Below are 20,193 nucleotides of genomic sequence, written 5' to 3' on the forward strand. Positions count from 1 at the left end.
GCGACCCGCCCTCCTGGCAGGCGGCCTGTCGCGGCCGGGCATGGAGCTCATTCCATACTGTTCTTCCCTTGTCGTAATCGCGACATGTTGCGATTTCGTTGAAAAAAGCCACGAATTTGTGCACTGCAACGGCAAACCCGCTCGCCGGGCCGCAGCACCTCTGGTCCGGCAATTGTGTCAAGCAGATTTGACGCGCGACTCATCCCCAGATTTTTGGCATCGCCCCCTAAATCTTGTGGCGGCGTGTCTTCGACGCATCAAAGTCGGCGAAAACGGCCCGTTTCGGCACGAAATCTACCCAGGGATAATTCACACTCTGCATCACATCCGCTGCCGCACACGTAACACCGTCCGAGAAAGCCGTGTCATTCCCGTGACTTCGCTCTTTTGCCCGTTATCCACAATCTAACACCACAACATATAGCGTTAACATTTCCTTCAAAGACCACCCCTTGACGGAATCAGTGAGGACGATGTTAATGGACCCTGTTGCGGCGGCGACTGGACCGGGCATGAACGAGGCCGGGTTTCATCAAACATTGTAGCGGCTTTCTTGGATGCGGAACGACGTTTTGACGACGTCGCCTGCGAGAGGAAAATTGTGCGATTTTTGACCGCCCGGCGGGGTATTTGGGCCTGGCGGCATTTGTGTGGTAAAACTATATTTAGTATTTGCAGCCACCATCACCACAATATAGAGGGTGCAATCATCTCCGGATGAATCACCTGAAGGATAAGCAAGTCGGCGGCTGCGCGGTTCTGCGTGCAGGCGTTACGCAATTTTACGCGCCGGGTTTTCGGCGCCCTAGATCGAGGGACACAGGCAGATGCGCATTGAACGTCGCTTCACCAAACCGGGACAGTCCGCTTATGCGGAGATCGAGTTCCGCAAGGCCATCAGCGAGATCAAGAACCCCGACGGCTCAATCGTATTTCGTCTTGCCGACATCGACGTGCCCGCACAGTTCAGCCAGGTGGCGGCCGACATTCTCGCCCAGAAATATTTCCGCAAGGCCGGCGTGCCGAAGATCCTGAAGAAGGTCGAGGAGAACGACGTTCCCTCCTTCCTCTGGCGGTCTGTCGCCGACGAGAAGGCCATGGCCAGCCTGCCCGAAAACGAGCGCTACGGCTCGGAAACCGATGCTCGCCAGGTCTTCGATCGCCTGGCCGGCACCTGGACCTATTGGGGCTGGAAGGGCAAGTATTTCACCTCCGAAGAAGACGCTGCCGCCTTCAAGGACGAGCTCGCCTATATGCTGGCCACCCAGCGCGTCGCGCCGAATTCGCCGCAGTGGTTCAACACCGGCCTGCACTGGGCCTATGGCATCGACGGCCCCGGCCAGGGACATTTCTATGTCGACCCCTTCACGGCCAAGCTGGTGAAGTCGAAGTCGTCCTATGAGCATCCGCAGCCGCATGCCTGCTTCATCCAGTCCGTCGAGGACGACCTGGTCAACGAAGGCGGCATCATGGACCTCTGGGTCCGCGAAGCGCGTCTGTTCAAATACGGCTCCGGCACCGGCTCCAACTTCTCCTATCTGCGCGGCGAAGGCGAACGGCTCTCGGGCGGCGGTCGCTCGTCCGGTCTCATGTCCTTCCTGAAGATCGGCGACCGGGCTGCCGGCGCGATCAAGTCGGGTGGCACCACCCGCCGTGCGGCCAAGATGGTCGTCGTCGACATCGACCATCCGGACATCGAAGCCTATATCGACTGGAAGGTGAAGGAAGAGCAGAAGGTGGCAGCCCTCGTCACCGGCTCGAAGATCGTCGCCCGTCATCTGAAGGCGATCATGAAGGCCTGCGTCAATTGCGAGGCCGACAACGGCGCCTGCTTCGACCCGAACGAGAACCCAGCCCTCAAGCGCGAAATCAAGGCCGCGAAGAAGGATCAGGTTCCGGAAAACTACATCAAGCGCGTCATCCAGTTCGCCCAGCAGGGCTACAAGGATCTCGAATTCAAGACCTATGACACCGACTGGGATTCGGAAGCCTATCTCACCGTGTCGGGCCAGAATTCGAACAATTCCGTCTCGCTGAAGGACGACTTCCTGCGCTCGGTCGAAAATGACGGCGACTGGAACCTCACCGCCCGCAAGGACGGCAAGGTGATGAAGACCTTGAAGGCCCGCGACCTGTGGGAAAAAATCTCCTATGCCGCCTGGGCATCGGCAGATCCCGGCCTGCATTTCAACACGACGATGAACGACTGGCACACCTGCCCGGCCGCCGGCTCGATCCGCGCGTCGAACCCGTGCTCGGAATACATGTTCCTCGACGACACCGCCTGCAACCTGGCCTCGCTGAACCTGCTGCAGTTCAAGGATCAGACGACCAAGAACATCGACATCGCCGATTACGAACATGCCGTTCGTCTGTGGACCGTCGTGCTCGAAGTCTCCGTGATGATGGCGCAGTTCCCGTCGCGCCAGATCGCCGAACGTTCCTACGAATACCGTACGCTCGGCCTCGGCTATGCGAATATCGGCGGTCTCCTGATGTCGTCCGGCATTCCCTATGACAGCGCCGAAGGCCGTGCCATCTGCGGTGCGCTGACCGCCATCATGACCGGCGTCTCCTATGCGACGTCTGCCGAAATCGCCTCGGAACTCGGCCCCTTCCCGGGCTTTGCGCCGAACCGCGACAACATGCTGCGCGTCATCCGCAACCATCGCCGCGCCGCCCAGGGCCTCGCCTTCGGTTACGAGGGCCTGTCGGTCAACCCGGTTCCGCTCATCCATGCCGACTGCACGGATCCCGATCTGATCACCCATGCGACGGCTGCCTGGGACAAGGCGCTGGAACTGGGCGAAAAGCACGGCTACCGCAATGCCCAGGTCTCGGTCATCGCGCCGACCGGCACGATCGGTCTGGTCATGGACTGCGACACGACCGGCATCGAGCCCGACTTCGCGCTGGTGAAGTTCAAGAAGCTCGCCGGTGGCGGCTATTTCAAGATCATCAATGCGGCCGTTCCGGAAGCGCTGCGCACGCTCGGTTATTCGGAGAGCCAGATCGCCGAGATCGACGCCTATGCCGTCGGCCATGGCAATCTCAACCAGGCACCGGGCATCAATCCCTCGACGCTGAAGGCCAAGGGCTTCACCGACGAGAAGATCGAAGCCGTCAATGGCGCGCTGAAGGCCGCCTTCGACATCAAGTTCGTCTTCAACCAGTGGACGCTCGGCGCCGACTTCCTGAAGGAGACGCTCAAGGTCTCCGACGAGCAGCTCACCGACATGAGCTTCAACCTGCTCGAGCACATGGGCTTCGCCAAGAAGGACATCGAGGCTGCGAACATCCATGTCTGCGGTGCGATGACGCTGGAAGGCGCCCCCTTCCTCAAGAAGGAGCACCTGCCCGTCTTCGATTGCGCCAACCCCTGCGGCAAGATCGGCAAGCGTTATCTCTCGGTCGAATCCCACATCCGCATGATGGCAGCGGCCCAGCCCTTCATCTCGGGTGCGATCTCCAAGACGATCAACATGCCGAACGAAGCCACCGTCGAGGATTGCGGTGCCGCCTACATGCTGTCCTGGAAGCTGGCACTGAAGGCCAATGCGCTTTACCGCGACGGCTCGAAGCTTTCCCAGCCGCTCAATGCCTCGCTGATCGAGGACGAGGATGACGAGGACGGCGTCGAGGAACTGCTGGCCCAGCCGATGGCGGCCCAGGCCGTCACCATCACGGAACGCATCGTCGAGCGCATCGTCGACCGTGTCGTGCGCGAGCAGGAAAAGCTGCCGACCCGCCGCAAGGGTTACACCCAGAAAGCCAAGATCGGTGGTCACACCATCTTCCTGCGCACCGGCGAATATGACGACGGGCGTCTGGGCGAAATCTTCCTCGACATGAACAAGGAAGGCTCGGCGCTGCGCGCCTTCATCAACAACTTCGCCATCTCCGTCTCGCTCGGCCTGCAGTATGGCGTGCCGCTCGAGGAATATGTCGACGCCTTCACCTTCACCAAGTTCGAGCCGGCCGGCATGGTCACCGGCAATGACGCGATCAAGAATGCGACGTCGATCCTCGACTACGTCTTCCGCGAGCTTGCGATCTCCTATCTCGGTCGCAACGATCTGGCGCATGTCGACACATCGGACTTCTCCACGACCGCACTCGGCCGTGGCGTCAAGGAAGGCAAGGCGGATGTCGTCTCCAAGGGTCTGACCCGCGGTTACAAGCCGACGCTCGTCTCCAGCCATACGCCTGCTGCGTCTGGCGCCGACCCCAAGGGTGCCGCGACATCAGCCCCCGCCAAGGCCTCGACCGTCACCGCCTTCTCGTCGGCCGGCAACACCGCCCGCAAGCTCGAAGTGACGACCGCGATCGCAACGTCCGAAGTCGTGTCCTTCAAGCGCGACTACGAGGAACGCGCCGTGGAACTGGCCGAGGAGATCGCCGACGACGGCCTGTTCTCCGACACGTCCGCCGACGAGGCCGCCAAGGCCAAGGCGGATGCCAAGCAGCTTGAGGCCACCCGCCGCATGCGCTCCATCGCGCAAGGCTATACGGGCAACATGTGCTCGGAATGCCAGAACTTCACGATGGTGCGGAACGGGACCTGCGAGAAGTGCGACACGTGTGGTGCGACGAGCGGGTGCAGCTGATTAGCTGAGTTTTGAGTTAGATTTCGGCCCGGGGGAAACCTCGGGCCGGAAAGCATAGTAGAACAAAACGAGATTCGGCCAAATCGCTGAGCTCAGAAATGACAAAGCCGAAACCTCTCGGTTCCGGCTTTGTACACCGCGAAAAGGCCGAAGCCCACGCGGGGCTAAGAGACTCAAATCCCTTGCCTGTAGCACGGTGAAAATAGGGGAGTTGAGTCTCAGAGTCGAGGTAGCTTCGGAGGCCATTGACAGGGAGATCCCCATGGCTCGAAATGAACGTACCTCGAAGTCTGTTGCATCGACCGCTGGAAAGCTGTTGAGCAATCCGAAAACACCTTCTGCAGTGAAGAAGGTCGCAGCTTCGGCGCTGACGCAAGCGCCGAATAAAAAGAAGTGATGTAGCTGCCACCCGCAGGTACCAACTTGCGGGTGGCTTAAATCATCACTTTGAGGTCGCGGCTCCCACCTCCCCCCTTGCGGGGGAGGACGAAAAATCGAAGGCTTAGGCGCGCGCAAGCCGCCTGATATTCTTGGAGAGGGGCACAGTTCTGTGGACGACGACCTCACCGAGCCCCTCTCTTGCGAAATCTCAAGGTTTGGCCCTGATCGGGCATCCCGAGGCTTGTGATTGGATCCTCGGGTCAAGCCCGAGGATGACGGAGGGTGGGGATTCTGCTGGTATCCTCCTCTACCGTCGTCCTTGCGCGAGGCCAGAGGAGAATACCCAGCCCCCCAAGGTCGTCATCCTCGGGCTTGACCCGAGGATCCAGACACAAGGCCTTCAACGGCAGCGCCCGGCACCAAGGACCACCGGAACCTTGACATCAACTCGCAATGCAGATCCTGCCAGGCGGGACGGAGCATGGGAGCTGCGAGTATCCTCCTCTACTGTCTTCATAGCACAAGGCCTGAGGAGAATACCCTTACCTCACCCCAAAGGTCGTCATCCTCGTCCTCGGGTTTAACCCGAGGATGACCCGAGGATCCAGACACAAGCCCTTCACCGGCAGCGGAAAGCACACCCTCACATCAACTCGTAATACAAATCCCGCCAGTCCGGATTGAAACCCTCGATCAGCTCGATCTTCCACTGCCGGTACCAGCGCTTCAGCGACTTCTCCCGCTGGATCGCCGTACCGATGCTGTCGTGCTCCTCGTACCAGACCAGTTGCCGGCAGCCATACCTGGACGCGAAGCCTGGCGTCTGACCTTCCCGATGCTCGTAGATCCGTCGCTCCAGATCGGAGGTTACGCCAATATAGAGGGTGCCGCGCTTGTGGTTGGTGACGATGTAGACATATCCCGCCATGCGTGCAGTGTGCTTGCGTCTGGATCCTCGGGTCAAGCCCGAGGATGACGGAGGGTGGGGAAGCTGCGGTATCCTCCTCTACCGTCTTCATCGCGCGAGGCCTGCGGAGAATACCCTCCCCCCCAAGGGTCGTCATCCTCGGGCTTGACCCGAGGATCCAGACACAGGCCTTCCCACGCCAGACGGATCACGAGAAAATGCCGCCCCTGCTGAAAAAGGGGGACGACTTCCAAGAATCCCCCAACGAATTCAACAAAACAAAGTTTTTTCATCCCCGCCCATTTCCACCCTTGTAGACTCATCCCCGTCCCGCCCTCGGATACATCTGACGATGCGATGTCAGGCGAGGCGGGGCCGGCGCCGGGGGCGAGCACTGTCGCAAGTGCAAATCCCCGGCCCTCTGCAACGGTCTCCCTCCGGACGAGGGGCTGAGGTGACGGGGTCGGATGCTCTCGTCACTGATACCCTGATCGGAAGGACGTGCCTCAGAGGCACACAGACAAGGCGCCCACGCCGTCGCGAATTTGACCGATGGCGGGGCGGACAAAACGGCGGGGATGACGGTGAGGTCGCAAATGACCAAAGCCCCATCCCCCGGGCGAGGGTCCCGGTCGGATTGGTGCACCATCCGGCGGGAACCTCCCGGGCCACCGGCCAGGCTGAAGCGTCATCTTATGGTGACGCCGCAGCCGGACCCTGCGCCCGGTCAATCCTCGGTCCTCGGGTCATCCTCGGGTTAAACCCGAGGACGAGGATGACGAGGACCGTCGCCGCCTTGCCAGAGAGACGCATGCAGCGGGACAAGACGCCGAACGGGGCGCCGGAAGGAGCCACATACACTACTTAGACAGGTTGCTTCTGGCGCCTCGTCCGATCCTCGGGTTCAACCCGAGGAAAGTTTCAGCCCACCCGGAGGGAGCGATCCCGACCGGCGGCGAAGCTTGGGTTATTTGACAGTTCAGTATCGTCGCAAGAAAGTCCGTCCTGCCCCATGCCGGATTGGCCCCGGGCAAACGCTTCCTTAACGGCCTTGGTGTAGATTAGAACACCGTAAAAAGCCGAACGGAGACCCGAGCGAAATGTCCAAACCGACCTTCCGCTTTACCCATTACGACCTCAAGGACCAGCGTGCCGGCACGATCATCGAGGTGACGCTCTCGGCGGTGAACAATGTGCGGCTGATGACGCCGACGAATTTCCAGCGGTTCAAGGAAACGCTCGACTTCAAGTTTCTGGGCGGCGTGGCGAAAAAATCCCCGCTCAACATCGTCATCCCGGAAAGCGGCCACTGGCATCTGATCGTCGACATGGAGGGCCATCACGGGCTCGCCGAATCCAAGGTCAAGATGATCGCGGCGCCAGCCACCCAGCCGAAACAGAAGGCATCCTGAGCGCCGGGGCGGTTCCTACCCCTCGCCCCGCTCACGCCGCAGCTTCGACCACCAGTCGAGCCGTTTCCTGATCTCCCGCTCGAAACCGCGCTCCGGCGGATCATAGAAGGTGTGGCGGCCCATCTTTTCGGGGAAGTAGTTCTGGCCGGAAAAGGCGTCCGGCTCGTCGTGATCGTAGCGATAGCCCTCGTTATAGCCCTCCGCCTTCATCAGCTTGGTCGGGGCGTTCAGGATATGCTTGGGCGGCAGCAGCGAGCCGTGCTCCTTGGCCGCCCGCATTGCCGCCTTGTAGGCGACATAGACGCCGTTCGATTTCGGTGCGGTCGCCAGATAGACGCAGGCCTGGGCGAGCGCGAGTTCCCCTTCGGGCGAACCGAGATAGTCATAGGCGTCCTTGGCGGCATTGCAGACGACCAGCGCCTGCGGGTCGGCGAGACCAATATCCTCGACCGCCATGCGCACGAGGCGGCGACCGAGATAGAGCGGGTCTTCGCCGGCATCGAACATGCGGCAGAGGTAGTAGAGGGCGGCATCCGGATCGGAGCCGCGCACCGCCTTGTGCAAGGCAGAGATCAGATTGTAGTGGCCGTCCTGGCCCTTGTCGTAGACCGGGGCACGGCGCTGGACGATCCGCCCCAGGCCCTCGGTGTCGAAGACCTCGCCAGGCCGGGCAGCGCGCCAGACTTCTTCCGCCAGCGTCAGGGAGGCGCGGCCATCGCCATCGGCCATGCGGATGAGGGCCTGGCGGGCGTCGGCATCCAGCGGCAGCGGCTTGGCTTCGGTCTCTTCGGCGCGCTTCAGAAGCGTCTCGATGCTCTCGGCATCATGGCTCCTGAAGGTCAGGACCCTTGCCCGCGACAGAAGAGCGGCGTTGAGCTCGAAGCTCGGATTCTCCGTCGTCGCGCCAACGAGGATGACTGTGCCGTCCTCCATGACCGGCAGGAAACTGTCCTGCTGGGCGCGGTTGAAGCGGTGGATCTCGTCGACGAAAAGCAGGGTCTGGCGGCCCTCCATCCGGCGCAGGCGCGCACTTTCGAAAACCTTCTTCAGGTCGGCGACGCCGGAAAAGATCGCCGAGATCTGCTCGAAGGCAAGGCCTGCCTCGCCCGAGAGCAGCCGGGCGACGGTGGTCTTGCCCGTGCCGGGCGGCCCCCAGAAGATCATCGAGCCGAGCGAGCCCGAGGCGATCATGCGCGCAAGCACGCCGTCATCACCGGTCAGGTGTTCCTGGCCGGTGACTTCGGCAAGGTTCTTCGGCCGCAGGCGGTCGGCGAGCGGGCGGCGCTCGGCCATTTCCTTGGATATCTGCGGCGCGAAGAGATCACTCATCGAAAGATCTGCCGGATGCGTTGACCATTGCGGTCGATCTCGACCCGCCAGAAACCGGCATCGCTTTCGGCGATCCTCTGGAGATCGTCGACCGAAGCGATCTCCTCGCCGTTGATGGCAACGACGATGTCGCGCGGCGCAAAACCGAGCCGGGCCGCGGGCGAGCCGCGCACGACTTCGGTGACCACGACACCGGTCGTCTCGGAGACCATCTTGAGCTCATAGGCAAGGCGCGGCGAGAGGTTGCCGGCGCGGATGCCGGCAAAGGGGCTGCGGCCCTCGATGAGCTGGATGTCGCGCGGCCGGGTTTCGGGGGCGGCCGCCAGCGTGATCGCGATTTTCTCCTCGCGGCCATCCTCCTGCACCGTCAACTCGGCCTTCTTGCCCAGTCCTGCGGTGGTCAGGCGATAGCCGAGTGCATCGGGATGTTCGACGAGAATGTCGTTGACGGCGGTGACCACCTGGCCGGGCTTGAGGCCCGCCCTGGCGGCCGGGCCATCCTCGGCGATGCGCACGACGAGTGCCCCGCGCACCGTTTTCAGGCCCAGTGCTTCGGCGACATCGGACGTGACGGGCTCGAAACTTGCCCCGACATACGGCCGCTCGAAACTCGCCTCGCCCCGGTCGGCGGCATCGAGGAAGACGCGCACGAGATTGGCGGGAATGGCGAAACCGACCCCGTTGGAGCCGCCCCCCTTGGAGAAGATCGCGGTGTTGATGCCGATCAGCTGCCCCTTCATGTCGACCAGCGCACCACCCGAATTGCCGGGATTGATCGCGGCATCGGTCTGGATGAAGAAGCCGAAGTCACCCTCCGTCACCTGGTTGCGCGCGAGCGCCGAGACGATGCCCGAGGTCACCGTCTGGCCGACGCCGAAGGGGTTGCCGATGGCCAGCACGAGGTCGCCGACCTCGGTCGCGTCAGAATCGCCGATCGGCAGCGTCGGCATGGCCTCGCCGGTCTCGAACTTCAGCACCGCAAGATCGAGACGGTCATCCTTCAGCACCACCTTGACCGGAAATTCGCGGCCGTCGGCGAGTGCCACCTTGATGTCGTCGGCGCCGTCAATGACGTGATTGTTGGTCACGACCGTGCCATTCGCCTCGACGATCACGCCAGAGCCGAGGGAGGATTGCTTCTCGGTCCGGTTGGGCATGCGCTGGCCGAAAAACTGCTCGAAGAAAGGATCGCCGGCAAACAGGTTCGAGCGGCGCTGGACGAGGCGCTCGGCATAGACATTCACCACGGCGCCCCGCGCCTGCTTGACCAGCGGCGCGAATGAGAGCTGCATCTCCAGCTGGCTCTGCGGGACTGCCTTGTCCTGCGCCAGGGCTGAGGCAGAGAGCGGCACCATCAGGGCAACGACAACGGCAGCGGATTTGAGGCGGTCGAAACGCGGCATGCGAAGATCCTTCATGCAATATGGACGTTCTAGTCCGGGTTCCTGCGTCCTGAAATAGGCAGAAGCAAGGAAGTTCCATCGCAGATGGGGATAACGCGCTTTCAGCTCAAGTCGCAACGGTTTCGATGATGCGTGTCATCAGGCGGTGCAGTTCGTCGCGGTAGCCGGTGCGGGCGGAAGGTGCGGACTCGTTCGATGTCATGGCGACGGTGAGACCGAGGCTCGGCGTGATGTAGAGCATCTGGCCGCCGTAACCCCAGGCATAATTGACCTGCTCGCCGCCCATTTCCTTGAGGAACCAGGCATAGCCGTAACCATCGCCGCTGAAGACGGAGTTGGTGCGACGCATCCAGCTCTCGCGGATCCAGTTCTCCGAGATGAGCCGGGTGCCGTCCCCGGTCACGCCGCCACGCCGATATAGCTCGCCGAAGGCATGCAGCGAACGCGGGGTCATGGCCATCTGGTTGCCACCCAGATAATAGCCTTGCGGGTCACGGTGCCATGAGCCGATGCGGAACCCCTCAAGGGGGCCGAGCCACTCCCTTGCCAGCGAAAGCGTCGGCTTGCCGGAAACCTTGGTGAGAATGACGGACAGAAGGTGGGTGGATGCGGTCGAATAGAGCATGTCGCCGCCCGGTTCGCCGACGAAATCGGCGGCCAGCGCAAAACGCGTCCAGTTGCGGCTCGCGACCCAGCGACCGTAATTCGGCCCCGACATGCGATCCAGACCTGCGCGCATGGACAGCAGATGGCCAATCGTAACCTGTGACAGGCGCGGATCGGGATTTGCGGGAAATTCCGCGCGCAGTACGGTTTCGATCTTCTGGTCGACCCCATCCAGCAAGCCCTTGTCGATGGCGATGCCAACAAGGGCCGAGACCACGCATTTCGACGCCGACTTGATGTTGGTGGAGCCGGTGAGCGAGCTGTTGCCATAGGCGCGTTCACCCAGCGTTTCGCCGTTGCAGGTGGCGATCACCGTTTCCAGCGTGTCGAGGCGACGCGCCTCTTCGAGAAGGGTCGCGATACGGGGCCGCAAGGCATCAAGATCGACCAAGGCCGCAGGCTGCGGGCCGCCGGCCGGCGCCTCGGCGGACGCGGACTGGGCTCGGGCGATCGACAATGGACACATCGGGATAAGGGCAACGGCGCCCAGGAGTGGCAGGAAATCTCGTCTCTTCATCTCTGCTAGGTAGTCTCCAACACGGTCGATGAAAGACCTTGAACCGGCGAGGTCACCCCATTGTGAAGGCGGTGGGGCTTTCCGTCCGGCGGAACGATACAGTGGCACACCCGTTCCCCCTCCAACAAGAAAGGAGGCCTATCATGTGGAAAATTTCAGCCGTCGGAGCGGCGGCCGCTTCACTCCTCGCGACCATGGTAACGGTCACGGCACTGCCCGCCCCCGCGCAGGCGGCGAGTTTCAGCTGCCGTGCGGCCGGCCTTGCGGCCGACGAGGCGGCGATCTGCCAGAACATCGATCTGAACGACATGGATGTGCGCATGGCAACGACATTCGAACTCCTTCGCGAGGTTCTGCCGATGGGCAGCCGTGGCGCACTGGAAACGGCGCAGATCGAATGGCTTGAAGAACGCCGTGCCTGTGGAGCAAGCCTCGACTGCCTGGCCGCCGCCTATGCCAGTCGCATGGCAGAGTTGCGAAGCGGCGTCGGTGAGGTGTTGAGCCTGATCGAGGGTGCTGCACCAAGCAATGACGCCATTCCATCCACGCCCTGAACGGCGCAATAACGAGGGGCTTCCGCATTCCTGCGTTGGTTCCGATACGGTGATTGCAGGCCTCTGATGAAGGCCTGCAATTTTTTGTCGAGAGTAGAGTTCTCTCTAAAGCGCAGTCCACAGCTGAAACAACACGCCGATGACGAATGAGCCTGCCAAGGCAAGGCCGAGATACAGAAAGAACACTTCCCTTTTGACCAGGGCCCAGACGGCAATGGCAGCGGGCAGTGAGCTAACCCCGCCTGCAACCAGAAACGCCATGCCGGCGCCGGGTGCCATGCCCTGCCCCATCAGGCCGCCGACCAGCGGCAGAGCAGCATAGCCGTTCAGATAGGCAGGCACGCCCACGAGGGTTGCAATACCAATTGGGGCAATGCCTGAGCCGCCAAGCAAGCTTGCAACCAGATCGGCAGGCAGCCATCCCAGCATCAGGCTTTCGAGGATGAAGGCGAGGGTCAGCCATTTGGCGAGAAAAAGCGTGGTCTTGATGCCTTCGCGCCAGAATTTGGAAACACGTTCATCATCGCTCCAGAATTTCCAGACGACTGGCCGAACCGTGCGGACCTTTGCACCCCCGCAACCGCCATTTCCCACACCGTCGCGCAGGGGATCGGAGAGAGCACCGGAACTGGAAAGCGTGTGAACCACGAAGCCACCAAAAATACCCAAGCTTACGGCAGCGATCGCTTTTCCGATGGCAAACTCGATGCCCAGAACGCCTGCCGTGAGAACGAACATCGATGGATCCATCACCGGCGAGGCAAGCCAGAACGCCATGACAGCGGAAAGCGGAACGCCCATCGCCAGCAGGGCGGCGATGAGGGGAATGACGCCGCAGGAACAGAATGGAGAAAGCCCGCCGACAAGGGCCGCGACGAAGATCATCATGGCGGGAGATCCGGTAAAGGCCCGTGCGATCAGTCCGTCAGCGCCTGTGGCCCCCGCATAAGCTGCGATCCCTACGGAAAGCGCAAGGAAGGGGGCTATGTTGGCGAGATTCTGCGCGACGAAAGCCGTGGTCGTCAGACCAAGGGTCGGCGCGAGGATCAACAGCAGGACAAGAATGCCTGCTGACACAAGCCAAACCTTTTCCTTTGTCCAAAACCGATGGAGGAGACCACTGGTCCAACGCGGGGCACTAGAGCTAAGCTCACTCATATCCAAATCCTTAGATTTATAGTTTATTTGAAGCGCAAAAAAGAGCTGTATCCATCATGCAGCGTCCTCCTGTGTGAGCTTTACTCCCGCACAACATTCCGATGTCAAGAACGACACAGTCTGATGCATGACGTCATAATCTACGCGGTTCACGATCTGCCGCCCCTGCCGCTCCTGGGTTACAAGCCCGGCATCCACCAACGTCTTGAGATGGTAGGCAAGCGTTGACGCCGCCATCTCCAGATGTTGGCCGATTTCGCCGATGTTCAGGCCATCATTTCCGGCCCGCACCAAGAGCCGGAATATTGTCAGGCGCGTGTCATGGCCAAGGGCAGCGAGTGAAAGAGCGGCGGTGGTGTGGTCCATCATGGCTGCCAATATAACTAGAAATATAGTTTTGTAAACATGCCTTTTGAAAATGGCGTGGCTACCACCAATGCTCCTGAGCGCTCGGAGCCAGCCTGGCTTGCTGCCGGGGACAAAAATGCTCGAAACCGCGCTGAGCGATTTCGAGCATTAGCGGCGTCCCCATCTGAGCAAAACACCGCATCGTGAGACACCAATGGCTTCATCGCGCGCGCTTTGCCGGTCATCCCCCCCAATAATAAAGCAACACGGAAGCCCCCAGAACTGCGGCTACACCTAGAAAGGCGAGGCTGCGCCGGCGATCCTGGCGCGAGGAAGCCCCTCCGGCGTAGTCGAAGCGCTCATAGACAACGTTCTTCATGGGAAGGCCGAGGTCGAGCAGTGTGTCGGACACGGCCGAGACCATAGCGCCTGGACCACACATCAGGGCGACACAGGCCGACGGCTCTATCCCGTTCAGGAGATCCTTCAGCCGGGCGCGATCAAGACGACCTACCGCACCCTGCCAGCCTGACGGCTCCTCTTCGCTGATCAAGAGGACCTCAAGGTCGAGCTCGGCGCCGGCAGCGGCGATCTCTTCCAGACAGGCGAAGTTCTTCGGCGTGCCTACGGCATAGGCGAGGCGCACCGGACGCTTGTCGCGACGCGCGACCAGATCGCGCAGGATGCCAAGGATCGGGGCGATGCCGACGCCGCCGGCAATCAGGAGCACCGCATCTGCAGGATATGCCTCAAGGAAAAATTCGCCATAGGGGCCGTCAATGCCAACAGGCGTGCCGGGCTCCAGGCTGCCGATGCGGCCGGTGAAATCGCCGGCCTCCTTGATAATCAGGCTGAGACCGTGACGGGTCGGGCTATCGGCAATCGAAAAGGGATGATCCAGCAGCGGGAAACGTCTGGCGCCCTCGGTCATCCAGACGAACTGGCCGGCGTTATAGTCGAGCGGCGGGGTTCCCGGGGCAGGCTGGATGTCGAGTTCCCAGAGGCGGTCTGCCCGGCGCGTGACGGAATGAAGTCGCCATGGCCGGCGATGCAGGTTCAGCCAGCGATAGCCGTAGAGGACAGAGAGCACGGCGACGATGGCACTTGCGACGAGCCACCAGTAGACGCCCACCGGACCACCGGCCGCAAACCGGCCGGCAACGATGGCGTGATGCAGTCCGCCGGCCGTGGCCACCGTGCCCAGGACGAGATGCGTTGCCCGCCAGACCTCGTAGCGCCAGGGCAGACGGTTGCGGAGGGCCGAGGACAGAACCAAGAAAACAAGGGCTGCCCAGGCCACCACGCCGGAGCGATAATGCGGCAAGGTCAGGTAGGCGACCAAGCGCTCCCGGCCGAGGGCTGGATCCTCAAGCCAGGTGGGCGCGACATAAGCGACCGGGTGCAGAACGATGGCCAGCAGAACCCACCAGGCGGCCAGCTTGTGAAAAGCCATGATCCTGTCGATGCCAAGCCGACCCGAGACGATGTCGAAGCGACCGGAGGTGACGAATTGCACGGCCATGCCGGCCAATCCCACCATGCCAAGCCCGGCGGCCAGCCGCTCCAGCGGATCGGGCGGCGAAACATCCGCTGGCAAGGACAGGACGAGCGGCAGGATGCAGAGCCCGAGATAGAGGGCCGCCAGAATTCCCGCCGGCAGACGAGGCATCCGGCGCGAGGATCGAGACGGCATGGCGCCCATGCCGGGCATCGCGGTATCGGTCATGGGCTCCTCCTTGCCTCCCCTTCTAGCAGCATAAATTCAGTCCGGAATTGATCTCGGTCATATCCCGCAGCGCCAAGGCGGGTCATGATCCCACCATCGCCACGACATGCACGACCGAGGAGGATCCCATGACGCTGCGAAAGCCGACCCGCTGTTTCATCAGCCTTGCCCGCCTGCTGGCACTGACCGTCCTGCTGTTCACACCCGTTTCGGCAGGGGCGAACGACGCATCCCCGATCACAAAACTGGTCGAGGCATGGCTCGCATCGCCGCATGGCGATTACCACTCCCTGTCCTTTACCTATTGGAACAAGGAGGGCGAGGTGCCGACGAATTGCGCCACCTGTCACTCCGAGACGGGGTTCCTCGATTATCTCGGCGTCGACGGAAGTGCCAAAGGCAGCGTCGAGCAGCCCGGCGTCATCAACTCGCCCGTCGGCTGCGCCACCTGCCATACCACCGAAGCCAATGCGCTGGACTCCGTCCGCTTCCCTTCGGGCGTCGAGGTGGGCGAACTGGGCGGCTCTGCCACCTGTACCGTCTGCCACCAGGGCCGTCAGTCCGGTGCGGCGCTGACAAAGGCGGTGGGGACCATCGACGAAGACGCGATTTCGGCCGATCTCGCCTTCATCAACATTCACTACGCCGTGGCCGCCGCGACAATGCATGGAGCGGACACGGCCAGCGGCTACCACTATCCCGGCAAGACCTATGCCGGACGCTTCCAGCACGTTCCCAGCAACAACAGCTGTGTCGCCTGTCATGATCCGCACACGACGAAGGTGGCCGAAGACAGTTGCATGACCTGTCATCGCGGCGTGGACAATATACGCGACATCCGCATGCGGCACAGCGATTTTGACGGTGACGGCAACATCCAGGAAGGTGTGCATGGCGAGATCACCACCCTGCATGAGCGGCTCTACGCTGCGATCCAGGCCTATTCGGACGCCGTGCTCGACGCACCGATCGGCTACAACAAGGGACGGCATCCCTATTTCTTCGCGGATACTGACGGAGACGGCGCGATCAGCGACGACGAGGCGGTGCGTGACAATGCCTACAAGGCCTGGTCCCCTCGCCTGCTGAAGGCCGCCTATAACTATCAGGTCGTGGCAAAGGACCCGGCGGGTTATGTCCACAATCCGGCCTATCTGCTGCAATTGCTGCATGACAGCCTGGAAAGCCTGGCAGCGGCGGTGGAGATCGACATGGCGGATGTGTCCCGCCCCTGAGGATGACCCTCCGGCCGCCGCCGGTGCGCAATGCCGGCGGTCTCGATAGCAGTGCCGGACGCCTTCGGGGCAAACGAACAGTAACCCGTTGGCAAATCATCGGGCGATTGCAAACAAGACGGGTGCCGCAATTGGCCGTGCAAGGGGCACTCCAAATCATCTCTGCGGCATTGGGGCGCCTGCCGGATGACCTCCTGATCCATGCACCTGACAGACCCTGGATACAGATCCATGGTATAGGCAATCTACTGCGCCACGGGTATCACAAGATTGCCGATGACGTGATCTGGTCGGTGAGGAGCGAAGGTGACATTGCCGAGAAGACCCATGGGCGATACCCGACCTCAGCTCCACGGCGCCGAATACAGCGTTTATCTGCGGATCGCGCGGCTTGCCCTTGCGGAAAAAGAGGTGGCGTACGACCTTGTGCCGGTCGACATCTTTGCCGAGAAAATACCGGACACGCACTTGGACCGGCATCCCTTCGGCAAGATTCCGACCTTCGCGCATGGCGATTTCCACCTCTATGAGACCAGCGCGATTACCCGCTATATCGACGAGGCCTTCGAAGGGCCGCCGCTTCAGCCTGCCGAAGTGCAGTCACGCGCCCGGATGAACCAGATCATCAGCATCGCCGACAGCTATGTTTATCCGCAACTGGTCTGGGGGCTCTATGTGGAATGCATTGAAAAGCCGAAGCGGGGCGAAGTCCCAGATGAAGGACGTGTGCAGAAGGCGCGCGGTGTAGCTCTGATATCGTTTGCCGTGCTCGCCGGTCTGCTTTCCGAGCAGCGGTGGATGTGTGGAGACAGGCCGACGCTTGCGGATCTCTATCTGGCGCCGATGATCCATTGTGCGCTTCAGGTGCCGGAGGTCCGCGCGATGGCCGCGAACCATCGAAATCTTGGCGATTGGTGGCAGAGAGTGTTGGCACTGGACAGTTTTCGGGAAACTCAGCCCACTCCCTGACGAGACGCCAGCCTTGTCGGCCCTATTTGCGTCATTCCCCGATCGGCCAGGTCGCGCCGGCTCCTCAGGGGACTTCCTCCATCCCCTCCCCCAGCCAGGTCACAAATGCCTTGACCGCAGGGCGTTTCGCCGCCCCGGGCGACACGGTGGCGAAATAGGCGGTACCGAGATCCAAGGCCCCTTCGGGCCAGGGTTGCAAGCTGCCATCGGCGACGAGGCCGTCGGTGATCGAGCGCCAGCCAAGCATCAGGCCGCGGCCGTCGAGGGCCGCCTGAACCGCCTGGACGTAGTTGTCGAAGATGTGGGATCGGCCGCGAGGCTTGGGCAGGCCGCGCCGCGCCAGATAATCCGTCCAGCCTTCCCAGTGGCGCGCCTCGACCGTTCGGACATGGATGAGTGGGGCGGCGTCCAGGCCGTCGCCTTTGGCCAGCAGGTTTTCCACCAAAGCCGGACGGCCGACCGGGCAGAGGGTTTCGCCAAAGAGGCGCAGTGTCGTGCCATCGGTCCAGGTGCCGCGACCATAGCGCAGCACGAGATCGGTGCCGGGCCACATCTGCGGCAGGTCGGTTGGAGGAACCTGGACATTGACGAAATAGCCGGGATGACCGGCATAGAAGGCGCTGAGGCGTGGCATCAGCCAATGGGTCGCAAAACCCATGGTGCAGGCAACCGTCAGGCGCTGGTCCTCGAGGCCGCTACTGGTGCGGATTTCCTCGATCGTGTCAGCAATCAGATCAAGGCCGTCACGGGTGGCGCGGGCAAGCTGATGGCCGGGCTCCGTGAGCCTTGCCGGCCTCGTCGTGCGATCGATCAGGGCTGTGCCGACATGGTCCTCCAGCGCCTTCAGCGCCTGGGTGACGGCGGGCTGGGTGACGTTGAGCGCTGTTGCCGCCTCACGCATGGAGCCCAGCCGGGCGACAGCCTCGAATGTGGTCAGCAGGCGCAGGGGTGGCAGACGACTCAACTTAACCTCCAGCTTAACTCAGCATTAGCATAATCGCTCTGGCATCCGCTGGGAAGTCGGATGATGATTGTCAAATCAGATCCGCCCTCCTGCCGTCCCAGCTTAAGGAAACCCGCGATGAACATGCATGTTGCGACCGGTGCCGTGATACTCGCCGAGAAGGGGCTTCACCTGCCACTTTCCGAGGGAAACCCAGCCTATTTCAATTATTACTGGCTGCGCGACAATTGCCCGACTTCGTTCGACAGCGGGACTCGCGAACGCAGCTTCGACATCTTCCATCTGTCGACAGCCCCCCGCGCCGATAGCGCCGAGATTGAAGACGGCATGCTGGTGATCCGGTGGGCGGGCGAGGATCACGTCTCGCGTTTTCCGCTGCCAATGCTCGCGCTCTACGCCGAGGGCAAGCATCGGCCCGATCCCGCCGACCTGCCGCGCAAGGCATGGTTCAGCGACCACTACCCTAACGTCAAGCGCTTCTCGCAGCCGGAGCTGATGCGCGATCCGCAGAAGGTGGCGGAATGGCTGAAGGCGATGATCGTCGAAGGGCTGACCTTCGTCACCGACATGCCCGACAGCGATCAGGGGCTGACCGAGACGGTGAAGCTGATGGGCCATGTGCGGCCGACCTTTTTCGGCGACTATTTCGACGTGAAGACGCATATCAACCCGACCAATACAGCCTACACTGCCAAGGCGCTGGAGCTGCATACCGATACGCCGGCCGAGGAATATGCGCCGGGGATCCAGTTCCTGCATTGCCGGGCAAATACGGTCGATGGCGGGATGAGCATCTATTCGGACGGCGTGGCGGTGGCGAATGCCTTCCGGGAGATCGATCCCGATGGCTTCAGGCTGCTGTCTGAAATCGACATTCCCTTCTATTGCGAGCATGACACCTATGACATGCGCTCCCGGCAGCGGGTGATCGAACTCGACAAACATGGCGAGGTCTCGGGGCTTACGATCAGCCAGCACATGGCCGATCTGTTCGACTTGCCGCAGACCGTGCTCGACGATTATTATCCGGCCTTCTGCCGCTTCGGGAAAATGCTGCAGGACGACAAGTTCATGATGCGTTTCCTGATGAAGGCCGGCGAGTGCATGGTGTTCGACAACCACCGCATCGTGCATGGGCGCATGGCCTATTCGGCGACCAGCGGTGACCGCTATCTGCGCGGCTGCTATGCCGATCGCGAGGAAATGCGCTCGACCTATCGGGCGCTGACGACGGAAGGACGGTTCAAGGCATGAATATTTCCCCTCAGGTGAACGACATGCTGGACGAGGCGGCGCTGACGACGTTGCGCCAGGATCTGGCGGCTGCCTTCCGGCTCTGCCACCGCTTCGGCTGGAGCGAATCGGTCGGCAATCACTTCAGTGCGGCGGCTTCCGCCAATGGGCGAAAATTCCTGCTCAATCCGCGCTGGCAGCATTTCGCCACGGTCAAGGCGAGCGACCTGCTGCTGCTTGACGCTGACGATCCTGACGTCATGAACGGCCCGAATGCGCCCGACCCCTCGGCATGGACCGTGCATGGCACGCTGCACCGCATGTTGCCGGAGGCGCGCGTGATCCTGCATTGCCATTCGCCCTATGCGGTGGCTCTCTCCTGCCTGAAGGATCCGACACTTCTGCCGCTCGACAACAATACGGCCCGCTTCTTCGGCCGGATCGGCTACGACCTCGACTTCGGCGGCATCGCGGATGCGGCGGAAGAAGGCGAACGGCTGGTCGAGATGATCCGCGGCAAGGCGGTTCTGGTCATGGGCAATCACGGCGTGTCGGTTGCCGGCGAGACGGTGGCGGATGCCTTCGAGGATCTGTATTTCTTCGAGAAGGCGGCGCAGACGATGGTGCTGGCGCTGTCGACCGGCAAGCCGCTGGCAGTGCTCTCGGATGAGATCGCGCAGGGCACGTCGGAGGGCTGGATTCCCTATCGCGGGATGGCGGAGCGGCATTTCGCCTATCTGAAGTCCTGCCTCGACAAGGAGGATCCCTCCTGGCGGGAGTGATG

Annotated in this window: 16 protein-coding genes and 1 pseudogene; 9 read left to right on the plus strand and 8 right to left on the minus strand. The window is 61.9% G+C overall.

What is annotated here, in order from left to right; genetic code table 11:
* Nucleotides 1-827 precede the first annotated feature (827 nt).
* A complete protein-coding gene (locus LJE98_RS17155; RefSeq protein ID WP_229576430.1) occupies nucleotides 828-4,607 on the plus strand; it encodes a vitamin B12-dependent ribonucleotide reductase in 3,780 nt (1,259 codons plus the stop codon).
* A gap of 262 nt (nucleotides 4,608-4,869) precedes the next feature.
* A complete protein-coding gene (locus LJE98_RS20190) occupies nucleotides 4,870-5,004 on the plus strand; it encodes a hypothetical protein (protein WP_267499099.1) in 135 nt (44 codons plus the stop codon).
* 627 nt (nucleotides 5,005-5,631) lie between these two features.
* On the opposite strand, the gene LJE98_RS17160 is transcribed toward LJE98_RS20190, so the two are convergent.
* Entirely contained in the window at nucleotides 5,632-5,916 is a 285-nt protein-coding gene (locus LJE98_RS17160) for a GIY-YIG nuclease family protein (RefSeq protein ID WP_229576431.1), read from the minus strand.
* Nucleotides 5,917-6,995: 1,079 nt separating this feature from the next.
* Between LJE98_RS17160 and LJE98_RS17165 the strand changes: the two genes are divergently transcribed.
* Nucleotides 6,996-7,307 (plus strand): DUF1883 domain-containing protein, encoded by a 312-nt coding sequence (locus LJE98_RS17165; RefSeq protein WP_229576432.1) that lies wholly within the window; start codon nucleotides 6,996-6,998, stop codon nucleotides 7,305-7,307.
* 15 nt (nucleotides 7,308-7,322) lie between these two features.
* Here LJE98_RS17165 and LJE98_RS17170 read toward each other — a convergent pair whose 3' ends face one another.
* From LJE98_RS17170 to LJE98_RS17180, 3 genes are all read right to left on the minus strand, one after another.
* Entirely contained in the window at nucleotides 7,323-8,636 is a 1,314-nt protein-coding gene (locus tag LJE98_RS17170; protein WP_229576433.1) for a replication-associated recombination protein A, read from the minus strand.
* The gene (locus tag LJE98_RS17175) at nucleotides 8,633-10,039 is read right to left on the minus strand and encodes a DegQ family serine endoprotease (protein WP_229576434.1); all 1,407 of its coding nucleotides are present in this window, start codon (nucleotides 10,037-10,039) and stop codon (nucleotides 8,633-8,635) included. The genes LJE98_RS17170 and LJE98_RS17175 overlap by 4 nt, the downstream gene beginning before the upstream one ends.
* Nucleotides 10,040-10,145: 106 nt before the next feature.
* On the minus strand, nucleotides 10,146-11,222 hold the full coding sequence (locus tag LJE98_RS17180) for a serine hydrolase domain-containing protein (RefSeq protein ID WP_229576435.1): 1,077 nt from the start codon (nucleotides 11,220-11,222) through the stop codon (nucleotides 10,146-10,148).
* A gap of 143 nt (nucleotides 11,223-11,365) precedes the next feature.
* On the opposite strand from LJE98_RS17180, the gene LJE98_RS17185 reads away from it, so the two are divergent.
* Nucleotides 11,366-11,776 carry a lysozyme inhibitor LprI family protein gene (locus tag LJE98_RS17185; RefSeq protein WP_229576436.1) on the plus strand — a complete coding sequence of 137 codons (411 nt, stop codon included), beginning with the start codon at nucleotides 11,366-11,368 and terminating at the stop codon, nucleotides 11,774-11,776.
* A gap of 105 nt (nucleotides 11,777-11,881) precedes the next feature.
* Here the strand turns inward: LJE98_RS17185 and LJE98_RS17190 are convergent, their stop codons facing one another.
* The 3 genes from LJE98_RS17190 to LJE98_RS17200 form a co-directional block, all read right to left on the minus strand.
* The gene (locus tag LJE98_RS17190) at nucleotides 11,882-12,853 is read right to left on the minus strand and encodes a permease (protein WP_229576437.1); all 972 of its coding nucleotides are present in this window, start codon (nucleotides 12,851-12,853) and stop codon (nucleotides 11,882-11,884) included.
* A 135-nt stretch (nucleotides 12,854-12,988) separates the two neighbouring features.
* Nucleotides 12,989-13,303, minus strand: coding sequence for an ArsR/SmtB family transcription factor (locus tag LJE98_RS17195; protein WP_229576438.1), 315 nt, complete (start codon nucleotides 13,301-13,303; stop codon nucleotides 12,989-12,991).
* A 220-nt stretch (nucleotides 13,304-13,523) separates the two neighbouring features.
* Nucleotides 13,524-15,008 carry a ferric reductase-like transmembrane domain-containing protein gene (locus tag LJE98_RS17200; protein WP_229576439.1) on the minus strand — a complete coding sequence of 495 codons (1,485 nt, stop codon included), beginning with the start codon at nucleotides 15,006-15,008 and terminating at the stop codon, nucleotides 13,524-13,526.
* A gap of 128 nt (nucleotides 15,009-15,136) precedes the next feature.
* On the opposite strand from LJE98_RS17200, the gene LJE98_RS17205 reads away from it, so the two are divergent.
* The 3 genes and pseudogenes from LJE98_RS17205 (at nucleotide 15,137) to LJE98_RS17215 (ending at nucleotide 17,212) form a co-directional block, all read left to right on the plus strand.
* Nucleotides 15,137-16,243, plus strand: a complete 1,107-nt coding sequence (locus tag LJE98_RS17205) for a cytochrome c3 family protein (protein WP_229576440.1) — start codon at nucleotides 15,137-15,139, stop codon at nucleotides 16,241-16,243.
* Nucleotides 16,244-16,245: 2 nt separating this feature from the next.
* A pseudogene (locus LJE98_RS17210) lies at nucleotides 16,246-16,527 on the plus strand (HepT-like ribonuclease domain-containing protein); the annotation flags it as partial.
* Between the two features lie 43 nt (nucleotides 16,528-16,570).
* Entirely contained in the window at nucleotides 16,571-17,212 is a 642-nt protein-coding gene (locus LJE98_RS17215; protein ID WP_229576441.1) for a glutathione S-transferase family protein, read from the plus strand.
* 64 nt (nucleotides 17,213-17,276) lie between these two features.
* On the opposite strand, the gene LJE98_RS17220 is transcribed toward LJE98_RS17215, so the two are convergent.
* Nucleotides 17,277-18,176 (minus strand): LysR family transcriptional regulator, encoded by a 900-nt coding sequence (locus LJE98_RS17220; RefSeq protein ID WP_229576442.1) that lies wholly within the window; start codon nucleotides 18,174-18,176, stop codon nucleotides 17,277-17,279.
* Nucleotides 18,177-18,293: 117 nt separating this feature from the next.
* Here LJE98_RS17220 and LJE98_RS17225 point away from each other — a divergent pair, with 117 nt between their 5' ends.
* Nucleotides 18,294-19,430 (plus strand): TauD/TfdA family dioxygenase, encoded by a 1,137-nt coding sequence (locus LJE98_RS17225; RefSeq protein WP_229576443.1) that lies wholly within the window; start codon nucleotides 18,294-18,296, stop codon nucleotides 19,428-19,430.
* On the plus strand, nucleotides 19,427-20,191 hold the full coding sequence (locus LJE98_RS17230) for a class II aldolase/adducin family protein (protein ID WP_229576444.1): 765 nt from the start codon (nucleotides 19,427-19,429) through the stop codon (nucleotides 20,189-20,191). Before LJE98_RS17225 ends, LJE98_RS17230 begins: the two co-directional genes overlap by 4 nt.
* The last annotated feature ends 2 nt before the right edge of the window (nucleotides 20,192-20,193 follow it).

The organism is Rhizobium sp. 'Codium 1' (assembly GCF_020889605.1).
GTDB lineage: Bacteria > Pseudomonadota > Alphaproteobacteria > Rhizobiales > Rhizobiaceae > Allorhizobium > Allorhizobium algae.